This window comes from Streptomyces sp. NPDC002463 (assembly GCF_042889835.1).
Taxonomy (GTDB): Bacteria; Actinomycetota; Actinomycetes; order Streptomycetales; family Streptomycetaceae; genus Streptomyces; species Streptomyces nymphaeiformis.
This window is the reverse complement of record NZ_JBIARL010000018.1, coordinates 158,706-180,505: the sequence shown is the minus strand read 5'-3', so window position 1 is coordinate 180,505 and position 21,800 is coordinate 158,706. Positions and strand designations below refer to the sequence as shown.

Here is a 21,800-nt window from a genome sequence, read left to right as displayed (position 1 = left end):
GCCGCCTTGCCCTTCGGGAGCTTCTCCCGGCTCGGCACCACCGAAGTCCCGTCGCCCGACGGCGCCCCGGGCCCACCCGACCGACCCTCGTCCTCGCCGTCCGAGAACCAACCCGCGACCGCGTCGAGGACGCCCTTGTCGTCGTCCGTCGCCGGCGACTGCGGAGCGCCATAGGCGACCTGGGGCAATAGCGCACCTGCTACCGCCGCCACGACAAGACAGGAGAGATATCTCCTGTACGGAACTTTCACCTCAATACCTTTCGGCATCGACGCACCCGCGTCACTGCACGCGAAATGGGCACGCCGAACGAGCTGGCGCGGAGGTTACCGCCCAGCTTGGAGCAATTCGGGTGATCGCGCGGAAGACACAAACCACGAGGTCACGGGCATTGCAGCGCGCTTTCTAACCACTCTTGCGAGACGTGGTCAACCCCCGCGACATAAAGGACAATCGATGGACCGGGGGGTGCGGTTCGCCCGATTCTTCCGCTCGCTCGCATCCGGCACGCGGCGTGGTGTATAACCACCCGGATCATCTGCCGACCGACCGAAAGCCGGGCCCTCTCATGTCGTCCAATGAAATTGCGGAAAGCGCAGTGCGAGAGGAAAGCGAGCACGAGAGCACGGGGGCCGCCCCGGCCCGGCGCGGCCTGGCGATCGCCGGCATCGCCCTGCTCGCCTGCCTCGGGCTCGTCGGCTACGGCGTCCTCGGCACCGACGGGCAGCCGAAGCCGAGCGCCGCCGCGACGGCCGAGGTGACCTACGAGGTCACGGGAACGGGGACCGTCGAGATCTCGTACCTCGCCCGCGGCGAGTCCGGCACGGCCACGGTCGAGAAGGCCGTCACCCTTCCGTGGACGAAATCGGTCCAGATGCCCGTCGGCAAGGCTCCGACCATCGCCGTCGTCCTCGACGGGAAGGGCGGCCAGGCGTCCTGCGCACTGGCGATCGGCGGCAAGCACATCCAACGCGCCACCGCCATGGGCGAGTTCGGCCGCGCCACGTGCACCGGCGCCCTACCGGCCGGCAACGGCAGGGCGTGATGCGGTCCCGGGCGCGTCAGGGCACCTCGGACCGACCGTTCAGGCGAGTGCGCCGCCCCACCGCCGGTTCCTGCGCGGTGTGCTGACGGGCCTGGCCGTGGCCTCCGGCCGGCGCCCGCCACCGCTGCCGATCACGAGTCCGGGGCCGCGTCCGCGCGCGTGGCCGCCGCCGCGGCACCGAGGAGGCCCGCGTCGGTGCCCGTGGCCGCGGGGACGACGGTCAGGTTCCGGGTGAAGGAGAGCGCGGCGTAGGCGCCGAGGCTGCGCCGGAGCGGGGCGAAGAGGACCTCGCCGGCGCCCGCCACCCCGCCGCCGACGACCGCGATGTCGATCTCGACGAGGGCGGCGGTCGCGGCGACGCCGGCCGCGAGCGCCTGGGCGGCGCGCTCGAACGCGGCGACGGCGACCGGGTCCCCGGCCCGTGCGGCGGCGGCCACCGCGGCGGCGGAGACGTCACCGTCGGGTCCCGGCCGCCAGCCGTTCTCCAGGGCGCGGCGGGCGAGGTGCGGGCCGCTGGCGATGCGCTCGACGCAGCCGCGCCCACCGCACGCGCAGGGTTCGCCGTCGAGGTCCACCGGGACGTGGCCGATGTGACCGGCGTTGCCGGTGGGGCCCGGGTGGACCCGGCCGTTCAGGACGAGGCCGCCGCCGACACCCGTGGAGACCACGAGGCACAGGGCGTTGGCGTGGCCCCGGGCGGCCCCGAGCCAGTGCTCGGCGGCCGTCATGGCGACGCCGTCGCCGACGAGGGTGACCGGCCGGCCGGCCGTGGCCCGGCGGACCCGCTCGACGAGCGGGTAGTCGCGCCACCCGGGCACGTTCACCGGACCGACGGTCCCCCGGGAGGCGTCGACCGGACCGGCGCTGCCGATGCCGACGGCCCCGGCGGACTCCCACAGCGGGGAGGCCGCGAGGTCGGCCAGCACCGCCTCGACCGCCGCCATCACCGTCTCGCCGTCCTCACGTGCGGGCGTGGGCCGCTGGGAGCGGACGCGGATGCGGCCCTCGCCGTCCACCAGGGCGCCTGCGATCTTGGTGCCCCCGATGTCGAGGGCGGCGACGAGGCCCGTGGCGGGGTCGGTGTCCATGGCGCGGGGTCTCCAGTCGGCGGCGGGAACGGAAAGTCGTTCCGTACAGTCTCCCAGTGATGACAACGTTGTCCAAGCCCTATGCTCGAATCGAGATCGACTCGACTCGCCCGACACCGCGTCATCCGCTCCGGAGGAACCCCGCACCGTGGCAGACACAGCCCGCCGCCCCGAATCCCGCTACGGCACCCGGCCCACGATGAAGGACGTCGCCGCCCGGGCGGGCGTCGGCCTCAAGACGGTGTCCCGGGTCGTCAACGGCGAACGGGGCGTCACCCCGGACACCGAGCGCCGCGTACGGGAGGCGATCGAGGCCCTGGGCTTCCGCCGCAACGACAGCGCGCGCGTCCTGCGCAAGGGCCGCACGGCGACGGTCGGCCTCGTCCTGGAGGACCTCGCCGACCCCTTCTACGGGCCGCTCAGCCGGGCGGTCGAGGAGGTCGCGCGGGCGCACGGGGCCCTGCTGTTCAACGGTTCGAGCGCCGAGGACCCGGACCGGGAGCAGGAGTTGGCGCTGGCGCTCTGCGCGCGCCGCGTCGACGGCCTCATCATCATCCCCGCCGGTGACGACCACCGCTACCTGGAGCCGGAGATGAGGGCGGGCATCGCCACGGTCTTCGTCGACCGCCCCGCCGGGCGCATCGACGCCGACGCCGTCCTCTCCGACAGCTTCGGCGGGGCGCGCAGCGGTGTGGCCCATCTGATCGCGCACGGCCACCGCCGGATCGGCTTCATCGGCGACCGCCCGCGCATCCACACCGCGGCCGAGCGGCTGCGCGGCTACCGCGCCGCCATGGAGGACGCGGGCCTCCCGGTCCGGGACGCCTGGGTCTCCCTGGGCTCCACGGACCCGGACCGCGTGAGCACGGCGGTACGGGAGATGCTGGCGGCGCCCGAGCCCGTGACCGCCCTGTTCTCGGGGAACAACCGGGTCACCGTGACCGTGGTCCGGGCCCTCGCCCGGCACGGGCGGCCGGTCGCCCTGGTCGGCTTCGACGACATCGAACTGGCGGATCTGCTCGGCGTCACGGTCGTCGCCCAGGACGCCGCCGCGCTCGGCCGGACGGCGGCGCAGCGCCTCTTCCGGCGCCTCGACGGAGCCGACGAGGCGCCGGAACGGCTGGTGCTCGGCACGACGCTGCTCGCCCGGGGATCGGGCGAGATCGCGCCACCGGCCGGCTGAGGCCCCGTCGTTCAGCAGATCCGCAGGCCCGCCACCGGACCGCCGCCGCCACCGCCGGACAGGTGGAGCACACTGAGGTAGACGTTGGTGTTGCCGCTGTCGTCATCGGTGCGGGCGAACCAGCGGCTGCTGGTTCCGCCGTACGTCTCGGTCCGGTCCAGGTCGACCTGGCAGTAGAACGAGTGAGGGCCCGCGCCGACCGTGCCCATCTCGCCGCCGTCGTACCGGGTGGTGGTGGCGCTCCGGACGACCTGACAGGTCGCGGAGGAGCCGGAGGCGGTGCAGCCGGAGGCGGGCGGCGGGGCCTGGGTGGTGGGCGCGGTCGTGGCGCCGCCCCCGGAGGGCGCGTGGGTCGTCGTCGTACCACCGGCCGTGGTGCTTCCATCGGCCGTGCCCGGGGCCTTCGTACCGCCTGCGCCGCCGGCTCCGGACGCCGCGTCCGAACCGGCGCCGCCCGCCGCCGGGCCGCCCGCCGCGCCCGGATCCGAACCGTCGGAGCCCGGGCCGTCGGTGGCCGGCGCGCCGCCGGCCGCGGCGCCGGACTCCCGGCCGGAGGGTGTCGAGCCGGCCGACGGGGTGGCGCTGCCGCTCGGCCGTCCCGAGGGCGCGGTGCTGCTCCCGGGGTCGAGGACACGGCCGGGATCGCCCCCGGCGGCGCCGCCGCCGTCCCCGTCCTGCGGGGTCTCGCCGGCGGCCCGCGTACTGCCGTCGTGGTCCATGAGGGCGTACGTGACGCCCCCACCGGCAAGGAGGACGGCGGCCACGGCGGCGGCGACAAGGACGCTCCCCCGGCGCGGCTTCGCCCCCGCGCGGCGGGCGGCCCGTCCACCGGGGGCGCCTGTGCCCGCGTCGAGCCGCACGGACGCCGCGGGCGGTACGGGCACGGCCGGGCCGAAGGCTCCGGCGGGCGGCGCGGCGGCCGGGGCGTACGGGTTGGGCTCGGCGGAAGCGGCGTACGGATTCGGCTCCACGGAACCGGCATACGGGTTCGCCGCGGGAACCTCGGGCGCGGGCGCGACCGGCGGGGAGGCGACCGGCTCCGGCGCGACCTGATGGGGCGCGACCGCAGCGGGCCCGGCCTGCTCGCCCGCGTCCGGACCGGCGGCCTCCGGTCCCGGCGCAGCACCCCCCACCGCGCCGAGCAGTCGCGCCGCCTCGCGTGCGGTCGGGCGGGAGGCGGGGTCCTTGTCCAGGAGGCGGAGCAGGACAGGGGTGAGGGGGCCCGAGTGCCGGGGCTCCGGGAGGGGTTCGGTGACGATGGCGGCGAGGGTCGACCAGGTGGACGTACGGCGGAAGGGCGAGGAGCCCTCGACCGCCGCATACAGCGTCGCGCCCACCGCCCACACGTCCGAGGCCGGGCCCGGGTCCTGTCCCTGGGCGCGCTCGGGGGCGAGGAAGTCGAGGGATCCGACGATCTCGCCGCTGCGCGTGAGGTGGGTCGCGGAGCCGTCGCCGGGATCCTCCATCGTGGCGATGCCGAAGTCGGTGAGGACGATCCGGCCCGACCGGTCGAGCAGGATGTTGCCGGGCTTCACGTCCCGGTGGAGGACGCCCACGTCGTGCGCGGCGGCCAGCGCCTCCAGGACGTGGGCGCCGATGCGGGCGGCCTCGGCGGGGTCGACGGTGCCGCGCTCGGCGAGGACGTCGTCGAGGGAGGGCCCGTCGACGAGCTCCATGACGATGACGGGCCGGCCCTCGTGTTCGGTGACGTCGTGGACGGCGACGACTCCGGGGTGGCGGACCCGGGCGGCGGCGCGGGCCTCGCGGGTCATCCGCAGGCGCAGGTCGGCCAGTTCGGGCGCGGCCGCGTCCGAGTACGTACGGAGTTCCTTGACGGCCACCTCACGGCCGAGCACCTCGTCGACGGCCCGCCAGACGACGCCCATGCCTCCGCGTCCGAGCTGCCGCACGATTCTGTAGCGGCCCGCGAGCCGTCCGTTCTCCCCCGATGACACGCTGCCCCGTCCCCTTGTCGATCATGTGAACTCGACAAGAGTACGGGGCAGTTGGCGGGAAAGTGACCGTTTAGCGATCAGCGGTGGCGGTCAGGTCGCCTCGGCGCGGAGCGGCGAAGCGGTCGAGGTCGGCGCGGGTCATGCCGGTGAGGGCGTCGACCTCGGCGCCGTCGAGGGCGCCGCACTGGAGGCCGCGCAGCAGGTAGGAGCTGAGGGCCTTGGCGGTGGCGGGCTCGTCCATGACGTCGCCGCCGGCGTGGTTGGCGTAGGCGGAGAGGCGCTTGGCGGCGGTCTCGAAGCCCTCACGGTAGAAGGCGAAGACGGCGGCGTACCGGGTGGGGATGTGGCCGGGGTGCATGTCCCAGCCCTGGTAGTAGGCGCGGGAGAGGGCGCGGCGGGTGAGGCCGTAGTGCAGGCGCCAGGCCTCGTGGACGTGCTCGGTGGAGCCGACGGGGAGGACGTTGGTGGAACCGTCGGAGACGCGGACGCCGGTGCCGGCGGCGGCGACCTGCATGATCGCCTTGGCGTGGTCGGCGGCCGGGTGGTCGCTGGCCTGGTAGGCGGCGGAGACGCCGAGGCAGGCGCTGTAGTCGAAGGTGCCGTAGTGCAGTCCGGTGGCGCGGCCCTCGGCGGCGCCGATCATGCGGGCGACGGCGGCGGTGCCGTCGCTGGCGAGGATGGACTGGCTGGTCTCGATCTGGATCTCGAAGCCGAGGCGGCCGGCGTCGAGGCCGTGGGCCTTCTCGAAGGCCTCCAGGAGGCGGACGAAGGCGGAGACCTGCTCGGGGTAGGTGACCTTCGGGAGGGTGAGGACGAGGCCGTCGGGGAGGCCGCCGTTCTCCAGGAGGCCGGTGAGGAAGACGTCGGTGGTGCGGATGCCGCGGTCGCGTACGGCGGACTCCATGCACTTCATCCGGATGCCCATGTACGGGGCGGCGGTGCCGTTCTCGTACGCCTCGGAGATCAGGCGGGCGGCGCGGGCCGCGTCCTGGTCCTCGTCCGTGCCGGCGTAGCCGTCCTCGAAGTCGACGCGGAGGTCCTCGATGGGCTCGCGCTCCAGCTTGCCGCGTACGCGGGCGTAGACGTCCTCGGCGAGGTCGTCGGAGAGGCCGAGGACGGCGGCGAAGGAGGCGGCGTCGGGGGCGTGCTCGTCGAGGGCGGCGAGGGCCTGGTCGCCCCAGGAGCGGATGGTTCCGGCGTCGAAGGCGTTGCCGGGGACGTAGACGGTGTGGACGGGCTGGCGGGTGCCGGGGTCCCCGGGGTAGCGCCGGTCGAGCTCGGCGTCCACCGCTGCGAGGGAGGCGCTGATGCCCTCGCTGACCGCGCCGGCGAGGCTCGTCGACACCTTCTCCTGCTGACCCATCCTGCATCCTCCTGTTTTCCGCTTCACGGAATCAACAATCCGTATAGCGAAGTTAGTAGGCGTCGGGACCTGCGTCAATGGTTGTCCGAAACGGCCGGGGGCCGCACGGCGACAGATCGCCGTGCGGCCCCCGGGACCGACAGAACCGCAGGTCATCAGCCCTTGCGGGACTTCACCTCTTCGGTGAGCTGCGGGACGACGTCGAAGAGGTCGCCCACGACGCCGTAGTCGACGAGGTCGAAGATCGGAGCCTCGGCGTCCTTGTTGATGGCGACGATGGTCTTCGAGGTCTGCATGCCCGCGCGGTGCTGGATCGCGCCGGAGATGCCGGAGGCGATGTACAGCTGCGGCGAGACCGACTTGCCGGTCTGGCCGACCTGGTTGGAGTGCGGGTACCAGCCGGCGTCGACGGCGGCGCGGGAGGCGCCGACGGCGGCACCGAGCGAGTCGGCGAGCGCCTCGATGACGGCGAAGTTCTCGGCGCCGTTGACGCCGCGGCCGCCGGAGACCACGATCGCGGCCTCGGTCAGCTCCGGGCGGCCGGTCGACTCGCGCGGGGTGCGGGAGGTGACCTTGGTGCCGGTGGCCTTCTCCGAGAAGGAGACGGCGAGCGCCTCGACGGCGCCGGCGGCCGGGGCGGCCTCGACGGGGGCCGAGTTCGGCTTGACCGTGATGACCGGGGTGCCCTTGGAGACGCGGGACTTGGTGGTGAAGGAGGCGGCGAACGCGGACTGCGTCGCGACCGGGCCCTCGTCACCGGCCTCCAGGTCCACGGCGTCGGTGATGATGCCGGAGCCGATGCGCACCGCGAGGCGGGCGGCGATCTCCTTGCCCTCGGCGGAGGACGGGACGAGCACGGCGGCCGGGGAAACGGCCTCGTACGCGGCCTGGAGGGCCTCGACCTTCGGGACGACGAGGTACTCGGCGAACTCGGGGGCGTCGGCGGTGAGGACCTTCACCGCGCCGTGCTCGGCGAGCGCGGCGGCGGTGTCGGCGGCGCCGTTGCCGAGGGCGACGGCGACCGGGTCGCCGAGGCGGCGGGCGAGGGTCAGCAGCTCCAGGGTGGGCTTGCGGACGGCTCCGTCGACGTGGTCGACGTAGACGAGAATCTCAGCCATGGGACTTCAATCTCCTGCGAACGAAAGGGGCGGTCTGAGTGGCTCTCGGGAGCCTTAGATGAACTTCTGGCTCGCGAGGAACTCGGCCAGCTGCTTGCCGCCCTCGCCCTCGTCCTTGACGATCGTGCCCGCGGTGCGCGCCGGGCGCTCGGCGGCGGAGTCGACCGCGGTCCAGGCACCCTCCAGACCGACCTCCTCGGCCTCGATGTCGAGGTCGGAGAGGTCCAGGGACTCCACCGGCTTCTTCTTGGCGGCCATGATGCCCTTGAAGGACGGGTAGCGGGCCTCCCCCGACTGGTCCGTCACGGAGACGACGGCCGGAAGCGAGGCCTGAAGCTGCTCGGAGGCGGTGTCGCCGTCGCGGCGGCCCGTCACGACGCCGTCCTCGATCTTGACCTCGGAGAGCAGGGTGACCTGCGGGACGCCCAGGCGCTCGGCGAGGATCGCGGGCAGGACGCCCATGGTGCCGTCGGTGGAGGCCATACCGGCGATGACGACGTCGTAGCCGACCTTCTCGATGGCCTTGGCGAGCACCAGCGAGGTGCCCATGACGTCGGTGCCGTGCAGGTCGTCGTCCTCGACGTGGACGGCCTTGTCGGCGCCCATCGACAGCGCCTTGCGCAGCGCGTCCTTGGCGTCCTCGGGGCCGACCGTGAGCACGGTGACCTCGGCGTCGTCGGCCTCTTCGGCGATCTGCAGGGCCTGCTCGACCGCGTACTCGTCGAGCTCCGACAGCAGGCCGTCGACGTCGTCGCGGTCCACCGTCAGGTCATCGGCGAAGTGCCGGTCGCCGGTGGCGTCGGGCACGTACTTCACACAGACAACGATCCTCAAGCTCACGCCGGCTCTCCTACTGCATCGTCATAACTGGGCTGCCTTGTTGCTCGCAGCATAGGCGCCTGAAGGGCGGGTTTCCGGTCGGGGCGCCGGACGCCCCGACCGAAATATTACTCGCCAGTACATCCAGTCCGTTACCAATGAGCAAGCGCTCAGGCGTGTGACCTTGCCAACGCGCGGAGAGCGGCGCGCGGGGGAACTCTCAGTCGCGCAGCGCGTTGAAGCGGCCGTGGTGGTAGAGGAGTGGACGGCCCGCGCCGTCCGGGTCCCCGGCGACCGCCTGAGCGATGACGATGCGGTGGTCCCCGGCGGGCACCCGGGCCACCACGCGGCAGACCAGCCAGGCGAGGACGCCGTCGAGCACGGGCACGCCCTCGGGGCCGACGCTCCAGCGGGTCCCCTCGCCGAAGCGGTCGGCGCCGCTGCGCGCGAAGGTGGCCGCGAGCTCCTGCTGGTGCTCGCCGAGTATGTGCACGCCGATGTGCTCGGCCTCCGAGACCACGGGCCAGCTGGAGGAGCCCGTGCCGACCCCGAAGGAGATCAGCGGGGGCTCGGCGGCGACGGAGTTGAGCGAGGTGGCGGTGAACCCGACCGGACGCTCGCCGTGCGCGGTGATGACCGCGACGCCGGCGGCGTGCCGGCGGAAGACGGAGCGGAGCAGGTCGGGAGAGGCCTGCCGGGATGCGCCGATCGTGGGAACGGTACCGAGCTGGAGGTCTGGCGAAACCGTCATGGAGTTGTCCTTCTGCGAGGGCGTCATGAGAGGGGTCCTGGGGTGGTCAGACACCCGGACAGCGCGCGCTCGCGTTGCGGGCCAGATCCACGTGGGCCCGGCCGTAGAGAAGGAGTTCTATGGGCACTCCGTCAGGGTGACGATCGGTGACCGGTGCAGTCAAGTGCGTACCGGGATGTGGGAGAAGTGTCACGCCGTCAGACGACCCGGCCCCGACCAGCGGGTCTCCGGCCGTCAGACGGCCCTGCCCAGGGCCGCGATGACGTCCGCCTTGCGGGGCTGTCCGGCGGCCCTGCGGACGACGCGCCCGGCGGCGTCGAGCACGAGGACGGTGGGGGTGCGGGCGATGCCGAACTCGCGGACGAGGTCAAGACGCTCCTCGGCGTCGATCTCCACGTGCCCCACGCCGGGCACCATCGCGGCGACCTCGGCGAGCGTCCGGCGGGTGGCCCGGCAGGGCTGGCAGAAGGCCGTCGAGAACTGGACGAGCGTGGCCCGCTCCCCCAGCTCGGTGCCGAGCACCTCCGGCCCCAGGACCTCGGTCATCCCATTCCCCTTCACTCACCCGTTCCCCCGGTGCAGCGTCGCACGACGCCGATCGATTCCCGCCACGACCACCGCGAGTGACGAGAATCTCCCCGTACGAAGCCGTCTGGACTGGTCACGGGGCCCCACATGGGGCACGATCTGCCCAAAGCCGAAAACCTACGGCCGCGTAACTTCGCCGGGAGAACCCTCTCCGGGCACATGAAGAAGAGGTTCCTCTCCGATGGCAGAACTCGTCTATCGGCCGGTCGTCGGCGCCGCTCTGACCATGTTCAAGGCGCTCGACCTGAAGATCGACACCCAGGGTTCGGAGCACATCCCGCGGACCGGTGGCGCGGTGCTCGTGAGCAACCACATCAGCTATCTGGACTTCATCTTCACCGGCCTCGCCGCCCTCCCCCAGAAGCGCCTGGTGCGCTTCATGGCGAAGGACTCGGTCTTCAAGCACAAGATCTCGGGGCCGCTCATGCGCGGCATGAAGCACATCCCGGTGGACCGCGCCCAGGGCGAGCACGCGTACAAGCACGCCCTGGAGTCGCTGCGGGCCGGCGAGATCATCGGCGTCTTCCCCGAGGCGACCATCTCCCAGTCCTTCACCCTGAAGAGCTTCAAGACGGGTGCGGCGCGCCTGGCGCAGGAGGCGGGCGTCCCGCTGATCCCGATGGCGCTGTGGGGCACCCAGCGGCTGTGGACGAAGGGCAGGCCGCGGAACTTCAAGCGGAGCCACATCCCGGTGACGATCCGCGTCGGCGAGCCCGTGGAGGCCCCCTCCGACCAGTACGCGGGCGCGATCACCCGGCGGCTGCGCGAGCGCGTCCAGGAGCTCCTGGAGGCCGCGCAGCGCGCCTACCCGGTCCGCCCGAAGGACGCGAGCGACACCTGGTGGGTTCCGGCGCACCTCGGCGGTACGGCTCCGACGCCGGCCGAGGTCAAGGACGCCGGCTGACGGAACCGTTTCTCCGCACGTCGGAGGACGCCCCCGGGGCTCAGAGCTCCGTCGGCAGCGTCCGGTCGAGGTGCGGGCGGTCCCGGGCGGCCTTCAGGACGTCCAGGACGACCGGGTGCGGCTCGGCGTACAGCTCGGGGTGGTCCACTTCGCCGATCTCCGGCCGTACGGGGAAGGCCAGCCGCTCCTCCCCGAGTGAGAACCGGGCGTCGACGCCCGGCTTGTTCCCCCGTACGTCCTGCCGCGCCCAGGCGCTCTCGCCGGGCAGCAGGACGGCGACGAGGCCGTGGACCACGGGGTCCGAGCCGTCGTCCTCGGTGAGCCGCTGGTAGCAGAGGGCCGCGGGGATGCCGCGGGCCCGTAGGAGCGCGGCGTACGCGACGGACTTGGCGTAGCAGATGCCGGTGCCCTGCTCCAGGACGTCGGAGGCGCGCCAGGTGACGCGGAGGTCGCCGGAGTCCATGGAGTGCGGGATGGCGTCGCGGACGAACGCGAAGGCCGCTTCGGCGTATGAGTATGCGTCGGGGTGATCACCGGCGAGACGGTCGGACGCTTCCCTGACACGCGGATGATCGTGGTCGATGGCCTCGCCGGCGGCGAGGTACGCATCGACGTCAGGGTTCTGCTGGATGAGTTCCATGCGGAACGACCTTATGAAGACGGCCGGACGGAGTCAATGACTTTCCGTCCGGCCGCATATATATTCACCCAGGGCTAGCGGGCCAGTTCTTCCTTCAGAGCCTGGAGGAAGGCGTCCACGTCGTCCTCCGTGGTGTCGAAGGCGCACATCCAGCGGACATCGCCGGCGGCCTCGTCCCAGAAGTAGAAGCGGAACCGTTCCTGCAGGCGTCGGCTCACCTCGTGCGGGAGGCGGGCGAAGACCGCGTTGGCCTGCACCGGGTAGAGGATCTCCACCCCGTCCAGCTCGCGCACGCCGGTGGCGAGGCGCTGGGCCATCGCGTTGGCGTGGCGGGCGTTGCGCAGCCACAGGTCCTTCGCGAGAAGGGCCTCCAGCTGCACCGACACGAAGCGCATCTTCGAGGCGAGCTGCATGGACAGCTTGCGCAGGTGCTTCATGTGGCTGACCGCGTCGGGGTTCAGGACCACGACGGCCTCGCCGAAGAGCATGCCGTTCTTCGTGCCGCCGTACGAGATCACGTCCACGCCGACCGCGTTGGTGAACGCGCGCATCGGCACGTCCAGCGAGGCGGCCGCGTTGGCTATCCGGGCCCCGTCGAGGTGCACCTTCATGCCCTTGGCGTGGGCGTGCTCCACGATGGCGCGGATCTCGTCCACCGTGTAGACGGTGCCGAGCTCCGTGTTCTGGGTGATCGAGACGACCTGGGGCATGGCCCGGTGCTCGTCCTCCCAGCCCCAGGCCTGCCGGTCGATCAGCTCGGGGGTGAGCTTGCCGTCCGGGGTCGGGACGGTGAGCAGCTTGAGGCCGCCCATCCGCTCCGGCGCGCCGCCCTCGTCCACGTTGATGTGGGCGGTCTCGGCGCAGATGACGGCACCCCAGCGGTCGGTGAGCGCCTGGAGGGCGGTCACGTTCGCCCCGGTCCCGTTGAAGACCGGGAAGGCTTCGGCGGTGGAGCCGAAGTGGCTGTGCATGATCCGCTGGAGGTGATCGGTGTACTGGTCCTCGCCGTAGGCGACCTGGTGGCCTTCGTTGGCGAGGGCGAGGGCCGCGAGGACCTCGGGGTGGGCGCCGGCGTAGTTGTCGCTGGCGAAGCCCCGGACCGACGGGTCGTGGTGACGACGTGCGTCGGTCCTGGGGCCGAGTGCCGCGGTCACGGCTTGGGGGTCAGCCACAGACGCTGTCCATTCACTTCCTGGGCGGGCTTGTCCCAGAGACCCGCGATCTCGTTCGCCAGGTCCTTGACGTCGGTGAAGCCCGCGAACTTCGCGTTGGGGCGTTCGGCGCGCATCGCGTCGTGCACCAATGCCTTGATCACCAGGATGGCAGCCGCCGCCTGCGGGCCTTCGTCGCCCCCCAGCTTGCGGAACGAGTCCGCCATGGCGAGGGTCCAGGCCTCGGCGGCCGCCTTGCCGGCGTTGTACGCGGCGTTGTTGGCGACCGGCTTGTGCGCGCCGGACTGGCTGACCAGGGCGTACCGGCCGCGCCCGCCGGCGCGCAGCAGCCCGTCGTGGAAGGCGAGCGAGGTGTGCTGGACCGTGCGGATCAGGAGCTTCTCCAGGAAGTCCCAGTCCCGGAGGTCGGTCTCCGTGAAGGAGGCGCTGCCGCGCCAGCCGCCGACCAGGTGGACCAGGCCGTCGACCCGGCCGAACTCCTTCTCGGTCTTCGCGGCCCAGTCACGGGTGGCGTCCAGGTCGAGGAGGTCGACCGTGTCGCCGATGACCTTGGCTCCGCCGTGGGCGTAGCGGGCGGCGTCGACGGCCTCCGCGAGGCGCGCCGGGTCGGCGTCGGACGCGACGACCGTCGCGCCCGCCTCGGCGAGACGCAGCAGGGTCGCGCGGCCTGCAGGGCCGGCCGCGCCGGCGACCGCGATGACGGCGCCGTCGAGCGGTCCGCCGTTTCCGTTGGAGTTCATGGGCGACGCCTCCTCGGTGTTCTCGGTGAGGTCGCTCACGCGGCGGCCCGCACGGTGCTCGGGACGTCGGCGGCGGTGATCCCCTTGGTGTCGGCGATCACGCCCTTCAGCTTCTTGGCGAGGGCCTCAAAGAACATGCTCAGCGGAAACTCGTCCGGAAGCACGTCGTCGACGAGCTTGCGGGGCGGCAGGGAGAGGTCGAGGGCGTCGGGACCCTTGGCCCACTTCGATCCCGGGTGCGGGGCGAGGTAGGTGGAGACGAACTCGTACGCCTTGAACCAGTGGACCAGCTTCGGGCGGTCGATGCCCTCGCGGTAGAGGGTCTCGATCTCGGAGCAGAGGCGGTTGGTGACCTCGGGGGCCCGGTCCCAGTCGATCGTGAGGACGTTGTCCGTCCAGCGCACCACGTCGTTCTTGTGGAGGTACGCGAAGAGGAGCTGGCCGCCCAGACCGTCGTAGTTGCGGGTGCGGTCACCGGTGAGCGGGAAGCGGAACATCCGGTCGAAGAGGACGGCGTACTGCACGTCACGGCCGTGCCCGTTGCCCTCGGACTCCAGCTTCACGGCCTCCTTGAAGGCGGTGAGGTCGCAGCGGAGCTCCTCGAGGCCGTACATCCAGAACGGCTGGCGCTGCTTGATCATGAAGGGATCGAAGGGCAGGTCTCCGCGGCTGTGGGCGCGGTCGTGGACCAGGTCCCAGAGCGCGAAGGCCTGCTGGCAGCGCTCCTGGTCGCCGAGCATGACGGCGATGTCCTCGGGGAGCTTCACGCCGAGGGTGTCGACGGCGGCCTCGGTGACCTTGCGGAAGCGCGCGGCCTCGCGGTCGCAGAAGATGCCGCCCCAGGTGAAGCGCTCGGGGACCTCGCGGACGGCGACGGTCTCCGGGAAGAGGACGGCCGAGTTGGTGTCGTACCCGGCGGTGAAGTCCTCGAAGGTGATGCCGCAGAAGCCCGGGTTGTCGTAGCGGGTGCGCTCCAGCTCGGAGAGCCACTCGGGCCAGACCATGCGGAGCACGACGGCCTCGAAGTTGCGGTCCAGGTTGCCGTTCTGCGTGTACATCGGGAAGAGCACGAGGTGCTGGAGCCCGTCGGCACGGCCGGCGGCCGGGTGGAACTCCATGAGGGAGTCCAGGAAGTCCGGCACGGTGAAGCCGCCCTCGACCCACTTGCGCAGGTCCGCGACGAGGGCGCGGTGGTAGGCGCCGTCGTGCGGGACGAGCGGGGAGAGCTGCTCGACGGCCGCGACCAGGCGGTCCACGGTCAGCTCGACGAGCGCGCGGGCGGGGGCGCCCTCGGCCTCGAAGTCGATGGAGCCGTCCTTGGACTGCCAGGGGCGGATCTCCTCCACGGCATTCTTGAGCTCGGCCCAGGCCGGGTGGTCGATCACGCGGGCGTCGGTGGATATCGCCCCACCGGTCACGTCCTGCACAAGAATTTCCGTCATGCCTCTTCCTCCACAGGAGAACCTTGCGTCAATACAACGTAACCATTGACGCTTCGTCCACACAAGGGGAGCCAAGAGAAATTATCCTGCGCCACCCCCCTCACGGCAGAAGTTTTTCCTGTCCGTCAGGGGGGAAGCCACCTTTCCGCCGGACGGATCAGCTCAGCGGCTTGATCAGCAGCTCGAACTCCAGGTCGTCGCGCTGGGGCAGGCCGAAGCGCTCGTCGCCGTACGGGAACGGGGTCGTCCGGCCCGTGCGCCGGTAGCCGCGCCGCTCGTACCAGGCGATCAGCTCCTCGCGCACGGAGATCACCGTCATGTGCATCTCGCGCACGTCCCACAGCTCGCGCACCCGGCGCTCGGCCTCCGCGATGATCTGCTTGCCCAGACCGGCACCCTGGAGTTCGGGGCGGACCGCGAACATGCCGAAGTAGGCGGCCTCCCCGCGGTGCTCCAGCTGGCAGCAGGCGACCAGCTCGCCGTCGCGCTCGACGACCAGGAGCCGGCTGCCCGGTGTGGTGATCACCTCGGTCACGCCCTGGGGGTCGGTGCGCTGCCCCTGGAGGATGTCCGCCTCCGTCGTCCAGCCGCCCCGGCTGGCGTCGCCCCGGTAGGCCGACTCGACGAGCGGGACGAGTGCCGGGACGTCGTCGAGGACCGCGTCGCGGTAGCTGATCCGGCCGGTCTCCTGGGACGTGGCGGTGTCCATGTTCTCGGGGCTCCCCTCAGGCGCTGACGATCGGCGTGCGCGATCGGCCCGAGCCTAACGCGCGAGCCTTTCGCTCCCTTCGTACGCCTGTGCGCGCCCGTGCGCCCGCGTGCGGCCCCCGGGAGGCGGGCATTCCTCCCTGGAGGGGACGGCGGCGAGGGGGAGGTGTGCCGTGCACGGACCGGCTCTGTCCGGGTGGTTGCTGGTCGCGCTGTGCACGGCGACGGGCGTGTACTGCCTGCTGCGGACGCGCACCTGCGTCGGCGAGGCGCGGCGGGCCGCGGTCGGCGAGGCCGTGATGGGCTTCGGGATGGCGGCGATGGCGCTGCCCGCGGCGGCCCTGGCGCCGCCGGAGTGGGTGTGGGCGGTGTACGCGGCGGTGTTCGGCGCGGCGGCGCTGCACGGTCTCCTGGCGGCCCGGCACGGCGGTCACCATCTGCACCATCTGGTGGGCTCGCTCGCCATGGTCTACATGGCGGTCGCGATGGCGGCGCCCGGCGCGACGGGGGCGCACGCGGGGCACACGGCGGGGACGACGGGCGGCATACCCGTGCTCACGGGCGGACTTCTCCTCTACTACACGGCGTACGTGCTCCGCTCGGGTGCGCGACTCGTCCCGGTGGCGGCGACCCAGGGGGGCGCCGCGGGCCGGGCGTGGGCGAGCGGGGGCGGCGGCTGGGCGGGCCGGCCGGAGCTGACGCACGCCTGCCGGCTGTCGATGGCGCTCGCGATGCTGGCCATGCTGGTGACCATGTGAGGCGGGGGGCTCACCGGGCCCCGGGAGGTCTCGTGGGACCCGGCCCGCGACCGCGCCTTCCGGCCAACCAAACCGTGGCGTACGTCACTTGCCGTCCGCGCCCATACCCCGGCGAGTACCGCGCTCATAGGCTGACGCCATGTGGGTCTCCCTCGCGCTGTTCCTGCTCGGCCTCCTGACCGCCGTCGCGGCCCCCAAGCTGCTGTCCCGGGCCGACTGGGTGGAGCGAGAACCCGTGGTGGCCCTGTGGGTGTGGCAGTGCGTGGTGGCCGCGGTGCTGGTCAGCTTCGCGCTCTCCATGACGTTCAGCGCGTCCGCCGCCTGGCAGGCCGTCCGGGGGCAGGTCTTCGCGCCCGCGCCGCGCGCGGTGGTCGACGCGTACGAACTCGGCACGTCCGGGCCCTGGTCTGCGGTGCTCGCGGTGGCCCTGGCGGCCGGCGGGCTCTGGTCCGGGGCGATGCTGGGCCGCGAGATCGGCCAGGCCCGCGCCCGGCGCCGGCAGCACCGCTGCGAACTGCTCGTCCGCGCGCCCCTGCTGCCCGGGGAGCGGCCGGGCGGCGAGCGGCTCGTCGTCCTGGAGGGCGAGCGGGCGAACGCCTGGTGGGTGGCGGGCTCCACGCCCCAGCTGGTCATCACGACCGCGGCGCTGCGCCGGTTGAAGGGGCGCCAGCTGGACGCGGTGCTGGCCCACGAGCAGGGCCACGCCCGGGCCCGGCACGACTGGCTGCTGCACTCCTCGGCCGCGCTGGCCGCCGGATTCCCGGGGATCCCGGTCTTCGCGGCCTTCCGCGAGGAGATGCACCGTCTGGTGGAGCTGGCCGCCGACGACGTCGCCTCGCGTCGCTTCGGGCGGCTGACGATCGCGCTCGCGCTGGTCGAACTGAACGAGGACCGGGGAGTGTTCGGCCCCGGGCCCGCGCCCGACGCCGGTCTGCCGCAGCGGGTGAACCGGCTGCTGACGGCGACCCCGCGGCTTACCGCCGGCCACCGGCTCCGGCTGACGGCGGCCGCTTCCCTGGTGCCCGTGATCCCCGTGCTCGTGGCCTTCGTGCCGGCGCTCAGCGCGCTGGGATAACGGCAGGTGACAGCGGGCTCGATGGACCGGTCCCGGACGGCGACGCGCGCCGGGGCGGAGGACCGGGGCCGGACGGCGACACCCCCCGGCCCGGACAACGGCGCGGGGCGGATCGTCGGGCAGGATCGGCGCATGCGCACCTCCGCCGTGATCTCCGGGGTCCTGGCCCTGGCTCTGCTCCTGCTCGTCGCGGTGGGGTGGTCGCCGCTGCTCTCCTTCGACCGGTCGGTCGCCGAGGCGCTGCACCGCAGCGCCCTCGCGCACCCCGGCTTCACCCACGTCAACCGTGTGCTGACCGACTGGGTGTGGGACCCGTGGACGATGCGTGCCCTGGCCACCGTCGCCACGGTGCTGCTGTGGTGGCGGAAGGAGCGGCGACCGGCTCTCTGGGTGGCCGGGACGAGCCTGCTGGCCGCCGGACTCCAGCAGGCCCTCAAGTCGCTGGTGGACCGGGACCGGCCGCAGTGGACCGATCCGATCGACTCGGCACGGTACGCCGCCTTCCCCTCGGGCCACGCCATGACGGCGACGGTCACCTGCGGGCTGCTGCTCTGGGTCCTCGCCCTGCGCTGGCGCGACGAGTGGCGCGGCTGGGGGACCGTGGCGGGCGTCGCCGCCTTCTCGGTGCTCGGGGTGGGCTTCACGCGGGTCTACCTGGGCGTCCACTGGCCCTCGGACGTCGTCGAGGGGTGGCTGCTCGGCTGGTTCTGCGTGTCCGTGGCGGTCCTCACGTACCGGTGGAGCGAGCGGCGCGAAGCCCCCGGAGGTGAAGGCGGCATCGGGGGCAGAATGGGAGAAAGACGATGAAGCCGCCTGTTCTGGACGATCCCCCGTGTCGCCCAGAACAGACGGCATCCCCGCCGGTATGCCACAGGGGCATGCCGACGGCATGCGCCGAGTATATTGGCCGGCAGCCAGTCAACGCAGGAGTCCAGCATGTCCCCGCGTAGCCCATCGGTCAATGAAGAGCTTCGGCGCCGGTCGCGGGAGCGGATTCTCCAGGCCACGGTGGACCTGATCGACGCTCATGGCTACGAGGCGACCACGCTCGGCGACATAGCGGAGCGGGCCGGTACGGCGCGGGGGCTGATCTCGTACTACTTCCCCGGCAAGCGCCAGCTGCTCCAGGCGGCGGTGCACCGGCTGATGCACCTCACCCTGGAGGAGGCGCTCGAGCGAGAGCCGCGCACGGAGGACGGCCGCGAGCGGCTGGCCCGCGCGATCGACGCGATCCTGGGGCTCGCGGTGGCGCGGCCCACGCTGATGCGGACCCACATGGCGGGCATCCTGCAGGCCGAGGGGTTCGTGCAGTGCGAGGAGCAGCAGCGCCTGGCCTTCCTGCTGCGGGACACGGTCACGCGGTACGGCTCGACGGACGTGGACACGGACTACCCGCTGCTGCGCGCCCTGCTGATGGGCACGGTGGTGGCGCTGCTGCTGCCGGGGGCTCCGATGCCGCCGGCCCGGCTGCGGTGGGAGCTGTTCCAGCGGTACGGGCTCGACTGGGAGGCGGGCATGCCGCCGGACGGGGGTCCGCCCGACGGCATGCGGGTGCTCAGGCCGTCATCCGGCCGTCATGACCTCGGTCAGTCGTCGAGGTCGAAGTAGTCCGGCTGGGTCTGGACGTTGAGCCGGTCCATCCGGATCCGCTTCGCCGGGTCCGTACGACGGTCGGAGAGCTGCAGGACGTCGAAGCCCTTCGCGATGTCGTTCGAGTAGATGTGGCCGTTGTAGTAGTACGCGGACCAGGAACCGCCCGTCGCCATGGTGGTGGCGGACAGCGGGCCTCGCTCGAAGTAGGCGATCTCCTTCGGGGCGGAGGAGTCGGTGAAGTCCCAGACGGAGACACCGCCCTGGTACCAGGCCTGGACCATGAGGTCCTTGCCCTTGACCGGGATCAGCGAGCCGTTGTGCGCGACGCAGTTCTCGGTGTCGGCCTGGTGGCGCGGGATCTTGAAGTAGCTGCGGAAGACGAGCTTGCGCTGGTCGCCCTTGCCGACGATGTCGTAGATGCCGTCGGCGCCCCGGTTGGGGCCGACCTGGGCGTTGCAGGTGGCGGCGCCGCCGCCGCCGAGCTCGTCGGTGAAGACGACCTTGTTCGCCTTCTGGTTGAAGGTCGCGGAGTGCCAGAACGCGAAGTTGACGTTGTCCTCGACCTGGTCGATGACCCGCGGGTGCTCGGGGTCCTTGATGTCGAAGAGGATGCCGTCACCCATGCAGGCGCCGGCCGCGAGGTTCTCCGACGGGAGCACGGTGATGTCGTGGCAGCCGGTGGTCTTGGAGACGCCCGGGTTGGTGGGCGCGCCCGGGTTGCCGCCGCCGTCCGGGCCGTCGCCCGGGAAGAGGACGGGGAAGTTGACGACCGCGGCCTGCTCGGGCGCCTTGCGGGGCACCTTGATGACGGAGATGCCGTCGTGCGGGGGCTGGCAGTCCGGGAAGGCCGCGTTGGGCGAGTAGGAGGAGACGTAGATGTACACGTTCTTGCCCTTGGGCAGGATCGTGTGGGTGTGCGAACCGCAGTTGGTCTCGACGGAGGCGACGTACTTCGGGTTGGCGATGTCGCTGATGTCGAAGATCTTCATGCCCTCCCAGGATTCCTTCACCGAGGCGGGCTGCGTCGTGCTGGCGCACGAGTTGTCGCTGCGGGAGGAGTCGGTGGAGAGGAAGAGGAGGTTCCCGGAGACGGAGACGTCGTTCTGGGAGCCCGGGCAGAGGACCTGCGTGACGGTCTTCGGGGCCTTCGGGTCGCTGATGTCGAAGATCCGGAAGCCGTCGTAGTTGCCGGCGAAGGCGTACTTGCCCTGGAAGGCGAGGTCCGAGTTGAGGCCCTTGAGGGCGTCCTTGGGGATGTTCGCCAGGTGCTCGATGTTCTGGCTGTGGACGATCTCGTCCACGCCGGGTATCTCGCCGCTCTGGATGGCGGAGCGCGCCTCCTCGGCCTGCTGCGCGGAGACCGCGCCCTGTACGGGGCCGGTGTCTCCGGGGTCGGGGCTGGCGGTCGCGGGGCCTGCCACGAGCATGGCGGCCAGTAGCCCGGCCGCGGCGGATGCCACGCCCAGGCGTCTGATGCGGGCACGCGGGTCACGCGTGTCGGACGTGGAACGCGGGGTACGCAACGAAGTCACTCCGTCCTCCCTGGTATCCGTTCAGCTTTGAACGGGTGTTGGACCCCGGCAGTATCTTCCTTGCCGTGCACATCTCAACAGATGGCAACACAGACGTAATGAAGGTTTTCGATCGGTCAAGAAGAGAAAGTGCTAGGAACGGTCACTATCCCCCGCAAGAACCCCTGGAGGTCGCGTTGTTGATCCGCCGTCAGCGTGCCGTCGTCGCCGTGGCCCTGTCCGCCGTCGCCGTACTCGCCCTGGGTGCCTGCGAGTCGGGGCCCGACAGGAGCGCGCCGCAGGCCAAGGCCTCGACCGGGCAGTCGGTGGTGGCACCGGGCAAGCCGGGTGAACCGGCCCGGCGGATATCCCCCGAGGAGGCCGCCCGGCTGCTCCCCGACGAGAGCCCGAACGGCGCGGACTTCCGGTACGTCCAGATGATGATGGTGCATCACCAGCAGGCCCTGACGATGACGGACCTGGTCCCCCGGCGGGCGTCCTCGCCGCAGGTGAAGAAGGTCGCCGCGCGGATCGCGGCGGCGCAGCGGCCGGAGATCGGCGCCATGGAAGGTTGGCTGAAAAACAACGGCGGCCCGCGCGCGCAGGGCGCTCACGACCATCACTCGATGCCGGGCATGGCGACCGAGGCACAACTGGAGGAGCTGAGGAGCGCGAAGGGCGAGGTCTTCGACGAGCTCTTCCTGAAGCTCATGATCAAGCACCACGAAGGGGCCGTGACGATGGCCGCCGAGGTGCTGAGCGAGGGCAACAACGTCCTCGTGGAGGAGATGGCGAACGACGTGATCGCCCAGCAGAGCTCGGAGATCGACCGGATGCGCTCGCTGTAGGCGCCGCGGGATGCGGAGGGAGCCGGCCGTCAGGCCGTCCCCTCCTCCCCCGCACGCCCGGCCTGGGCGCCGGCGGCGGACAGGACGGAGTCGAGCAGGCCGGGGAAGAGGGCGTCGAGGTCGTCCCTGCGCAGGAGGTTGTACTTGGCCGTGCCCCGGTACACCTGCTGGATCACGCCGCTCTCGCGGAGCACCCGGAAGTGGTGCGTGGTCGTGGACTTGGTCACCGGGAGGTCGAAGTACGAGCAGCTGAGTTCGACGTCCTCGCGCGCCATGTCCCGCACGATCCGCAGGCGCACGGCGTCCGAGAGGGCGTGCAGCACCTCTTCGAGGCGGATCTGGTCGCGCGTGGGGTGTTCGAGGACGCGCGGGCTGGTGGTGGTCGTCATGGCGGCGGCTCCACTTCATCCGGGATGCGCACCATTGTACGAGAGGCCTCGTAGTTTGACAGGTGCCGTACTACGACGAGTATCGTACGAGCATCTTCGAGGCATCCCGA

23 protein-coding genes are annotated in these 21,800 nt (G+C 71.9%); 8 read left to right on the top strand and 15 right to left on the bottom strand.

Annotated elements, in window-relative coordinates; translation table 11 throughout:
- Positions 1–188: hypothetical protein (locus ACFYX3_RS31630; protein ID WP_389020639.1), on the bottom strand; the 188-nt coding region annotated here is incomplete at its 3' end.
- 410 nt (positions 189–598) lie between these two features.
- Between ACFYX3_RS31630 and ACFYX3_RS31625 the strand changes: the two genes are divergently transcribed.
- Positions 599–1,045, top strand: coding sequence for a hypothetical protein (locus ACFYX3_RS31625; RefSeq protein ID WP_389020636.1), 447 nt, complete (start codon positions 599–601; stop codon positions 1,043–1,045).
- A 131-nt stretch (positions 1,046–1,176) separates the two neighbouring features.
- Here the strand turns inward: ACFYX3_RS31625 and ACFYX3_RS31620 are convergent, their stop codons facing one another.
- Positions 1,177–2,133, bottom strand: coding sequence for an ROK family protein (locus ACFYX3_RS31620; RefSeq protein ID WP_389020633.1), 957 nt, complete (start codon positions 2,131–2,133; stop codon positions 1,177–1,179).
- 148 nt (positions 2,134–2,281) lie between these two features.
- Here ACFYX3_RS31620 and ACFYX3_RS31615 point away from each other — a divergent pair, with 148 nt between their 5' ends.
- Positions 2,282–3,316 (top strand): LacI family DNA-binding transcriptional regulator, encoded by a 1,035-nt coding sequence (locus ACFYX3_RS31615; protein WP_389020630.1) that lies wholly within the window; start codon positions 2,282–2,284, stop codon positions 3,314–3,316.
- A gap of 11 nt (positions 3,317–3,327) precedes the next feature.
- Here the strand turns inward: ACFYX3_RS31615 and ACFYX3_RS31610 are convergent, their stop codons facing one another.
- The 6 genes from ACFYX3_RS31610 to ACFYX3_RS31585 form a co-directional block, all read right to left on the bottom strand.
- A complete protein-coding gene (locus ACFYX3_RS31610) occupies positions 3,328–5,271 on the bottom strand; it encodes a serine/threonine-protein kinase (RefSeq protein WP_389020627.1) in 1,944 nt (647 codons plus the stop codon).
- Between the two features lie 70 nt (positions 5,272–5,341).
- Entirely contained in the window at positions 5,342–6,634 is a 1,293-nt protein-coding gene (locus tag ACFYX3_RS31605; protein ID WP_389020624.1) for a DUF6986 family protein, read from the bottom strand.
- A gap of 155 nt (positions 6,635–6,789) precedes the next feature.
- Complete coding sequence (locus tag ACFYX3_RS31600; RefSeq protein WP_376584330.1) at positions 6,790–7,752, bottom strand: electron transfer flavoprotein subunit alpha/FixB family protein; 963 nt, start codon at positions 7,750–7,752, stop codon at positions 6,790–6,792.
- Between the two features lie 54 nt (positions 7,753–7,806).
- The gene (locus ACFYX3_RS31595) at positions 7,807–8,592 is read right to left on the bottom strand and encodes an electron transfer flavoprotein subunit beta/FixA family protein (RefSeq protein ID WP_389020621.1); all 786 of its coding nucleotides are present in this window, start codon (positions 8,590–8,592) and stop codon (positions 7,807–7,809) included.
- 199 nt (positions 8,593–8,791) lie between these two features.
- Positions 8,792–9,322 carry a flavin reductase family protein gene (locus ACFYX3_RS31590; protein WP_376584328.1) on the bottom strand — a complete coding sequence of 177 codons (531 nt, stop codon included), beginning with the start codon at positions 9,320–9,322 and terminating at the stop codon, positions 8,792–8,794.
- 234 nt (positions 9,323–9,556) lie between these two features.
- Positions 9,557–9,868, bottom strand: a complete 312-nt coding sequence (locus ACFYX3_RS31585; protein ID WP_376584326.1) for a TlpA family protein disulfide reductase — start codon at positions 9,866–9,868, stop codon at positions 9,557–9,559.
- 223 nt (positions 9,869–10,091) lie between these two features.
- On the opposite strand from ACFYX3_RS31585, the gene ACFYX3_RS31580 reads away from it, so the two are divergent.
- Complete coding sequence (locus ACFYX3_RS31580) at positions 10,092–10,814, top strand: lysophospholipid acyltransferase family protein (RefSeq protein ID WP_389020616.1); 723 nt, start codon at positions 10,092–10,094, stop codon at positions 10,812–10,814.
- A gap of 40 nt (positions 10,815–10,854) precedes the next feature.
- On the opposite strand, the gene ACFYX3_RS31575 is transcribed toward ACFYX3_RS31580, so the two are convergent.
- From ACFYX3_RS31575 to ACFYX3_RS31555, 5 genes are all read right to left on the bottom strand, one after another.
- Positions 10,855–11,454 (bottom strand): transglutaminase family protein, encoded by a 600-nt coding sequence (locus ACFYX3_RS31575; protein ID WP_389020613.1) that lies wholly within the window; start codon positions 11,452–11,454, stop codon positions 10,855–10,857.
- A 74-nt stretch (positions 11,455–11,528) separates the two neighbouring features.
- Positions 11,529–12,608: a low specificity L-threonine aldolase gene (locus tag ACFYX3_RS31570; RefSeq protein WP_116162402.1), complete on the bottom strand. Its 1,080-nt coding sequence runs from the start codon at positions 12,606–12,608 to the stop codon at positions 11,529–11,531.
- Positions 12,605–13,366 (bottom strand): SDR family NAD(P)-dependent oxidoreductase, encoded by a 762-nt coding sequence (locus ACFYX3_RS31565; RefSeq protein WP_359513058.1) that lies wholly within the window; start codon positions 13,364–13,366, stop codon positions 12,605–12,607. The genes ACFYX3_RS31570 and ACFYX3_RS31565 overlap by 4 nt, the downstream gene beginning before the upstream one ends.
- 35 nt (positions 13,367–13,401) lie before the next feature.
- A complete protein-coding gene (locus tag ACFYX3_RS31560) occupies positions 13,402–14,808 on the bottom strand; it encodes a DUF6421 family protein (protein ID WP_389020608.1) in 1,407 nt (468 codons plus the stop codon).
- 157 nt (positions 14,809–14,965) lie between these two features.
- A complete protein-coding gene (locus tag ACFYX3_RS31555) occupies positions 14,966–15,517 on the bottom strand; it encodes a GNAT family N-acetyltransferase (protein WP_116162398.1) in 552 nt (183 codons plus the stop codon).
- 172 nt (positions 15,518–15,689) lie between these two features.
- Here ACFYX3_RS31555 and ACFYX3_RS31550 point away from each other — a divergent pair, with 172 nt between their 5' ends.
- From ACFYX3_RS31550 to ACFYX3_RS31535, 4 genes are all read left to right on the top strand, one after another.
- Positions 15,690–16,274: a DUF5134 domain-containing protein gene (locus ACFYX3_RS31550; RefSeq protein WP_389020603.1), complete on the top strand. Its 585-nt coding sequence runs from the start codon at positions 15,690–15,692 to the stop codon at positions 16,272–16,274.
- A gap of 139 nt (positions 16,275–16,413) precedes the next feature.
- Positions 16,414–17,349, top strand: coding sequence for a M56 family metallopeptidase (locus tag ACFYX3_RS31545; protein ID WP_382658006.1), 936 nt, complete (start codon positions 16,414–16,416; stop codon positions 17,347–17,349).
- Between the two features lie 132 nt (positions 17,350–17,481).
- On the top strand, positions 17,482–18,156 hold the full coding sequence (locus ACFYX3_RS31540) for a phosphatase PAP2 family protein (protein WP_389020598.1): 675 nt from the start codon (positions 17,482–17,484) through the stop codon (positions 18,154–18,156).
- 129 nt (positions 18,157–18,285) lie between these two features.
- Positions 18,286–18,957, top strand: coding sequence for a TetR/AcrR family transcriptional regulator (locus ACFYX3_RS31535; protein ID WP_382658011.1), 672 nt, complete (start codon positions 18,286–18,288; stop codon positions 18,955–18,957).
- Here ACFYX3_RS31535 and ACFYX3_RS31530 read toward each other — a convergent pair.
- A complete protein-coding gene (locus ACFYX3_RS31530) occupies positions 18,936–20,369 on the bottom strand; it encodes an LVIVD repeat-containing protein (protein WP_376584342.1) in 1,434 nt (477 codons plus the stop codon). The genes ACFYX3_RS31535 and ACFYX3_RS31530 overlap by 22 nt on opposite strands.
- 281 nt (positions 20,370–20,650) lie before the next feature.
- On the opposite strand from ACFYX3_RS31530, the gene ACFYX3_RS31525 reads away from it, so the two are divergent.
- Positions 20,651–21,301 carry a DUF305 domain-containing protein gene (locus ACFYX3_RS31525; RefSeq protein ID WP_389020594.1) on the top strand — a complete coding sequence of 217 codons (651 nt, stop codon included), beginning with the start codon at positions 20,651–20,653 and terminating at the stop codon, positions 21,299–21,301.
- Positions 21,302–21,330: 29 nt separating this feature from the next.
- Here ACFYX3_RS31525 and ACFYX3_RS31520 read toward each other — a convergent pair whose 3' ends face one another.
- Positions 21,331–21,690: an ArsR/SmtB family transcription factor gene (locus ACFYX3_RS31520; protein WP_389020591.1), complete on the bottom strand. Its 360-nt coding sequence runs from the start codon at positions 21,688–21,690 to the stop codon at positions 21,331–21,333.
- Positions 21,691–21,800: the final 110 nt, after the last annotated feature.

Excerpts from the sequence above, each read along its gene's own strand:
- ACFYX3_RS31520 (WP_389020591.1), bottom strand. The coding sequence starts at position 21,690 with ATGACGACCACCACCAGCCCGCGCGTCCTCGAACACCCCACGCGCGAC.
- ACFYX3_RS31530 (WP_376584342.1), bottom strand. The coding sequence starts at position 20,369 with ATGCTCGTGGCAGGCCCCGCGACCGCCAGCCCCGACCCCGGAGACACC.
- ACFYX3_RS31605 (WP_389020624.1), bottom strand. The coding sequence starts at position 6,634 with ATGGGTCAGCAGGAGAAGGTGTCGACGAGCCTCGCCGGCGCGGTCAGC.
- ACFYX3_RS31545 (WP_382658006.1), top strand. The coding sequence starts at position 16,414 with ATGTGGGTCTCCCTCGCGCTGTTCCTGCTCGGCCTCCTGACCGCCGTC.
- ACFYX3_RS31590 (WP_376584328.1), bottom strand. The coding sequence starts at position 9,322 with ATGACGGTTTCGCCAGACCTCCAGCTCGGTACCGTTCCCACGATCGGC.
- ACFYX3_RS31565 (WP_359513058.1), bottom strand. The coding sequence starts at position 13,366 with ATGAACTCCAACGGAAACGGCGGACCGCTCGACGGCGCCGTCATCGCG.
- ACFYX3_RS31535 (WP_382658011.1), top strand. The coding sequence starts at position 18,286 with ATGTCCCCGCGTAGCCCATCGGTCAATGAAGAGCTTCGGCGCCGGTCG.
- ACFYX3_RS31540 (WP_389020598.1), top strand. The coding sequence starts at position 17,482 with ATGCGCACCTCCGCCGTGATCTCCGGGGTCCTGGCCCTGGCTCTGCTC.
- ACFYX3_RS31585 (WP_376584326.1), bottom strand. The coding sequence starts at position 9,868 with ATGACCGAGGTCCTGGGGCCGGAGGTGCTCGGCACCGAGCTGGGGGAG.
- ACFYX3_RS31580 (WP_389020616.1), top strand. The coding sequence starts at position 10,092 with ATGGCAGAACTCGTCTATCGGCCGGTCGTCGGCGCCGCTCTGACCATG.
- ACFYX3_RS31575 (WP_389020613.1), bottom strand. The coding sequence starts at position 11,454 with ATGGAACTCATCCAGCAGAACCCTGACGTCGATGCGTACCTCGCCGCC.
- ACFYX3_RS31555 (WP_116162398.1), bottom strand. The coding sequence starts at position 15,517 with ATGGACACCGCCACGTCCCAGGAGACCGGCCGGATCAGCTACCGCGAC.
- ACFYX3_RS31560 (WP_389020608.1), bottom strand. The coding sequence starts at position 14,808 with ATGACGGAAATTCTTGTGCAGGACGTGACCGGTGGGGCGATATCCACC.
- ACFYX3_RS31600 (WP_376584330.1), bottom strand. The coding sequence starts at position 7,752 with ATGGCTGAGATTCTCGTCTACGTCGACCACGTCGACGGAGCCGTCCGC.
- ACFYX3_RS31620 (WP_389020633.1), bottom strand. The coding sequence starts at position 2,133 with ATGGACACCGACCCCGCCACGGGCCTCGTCGCCGCCCTCGACATCGGG.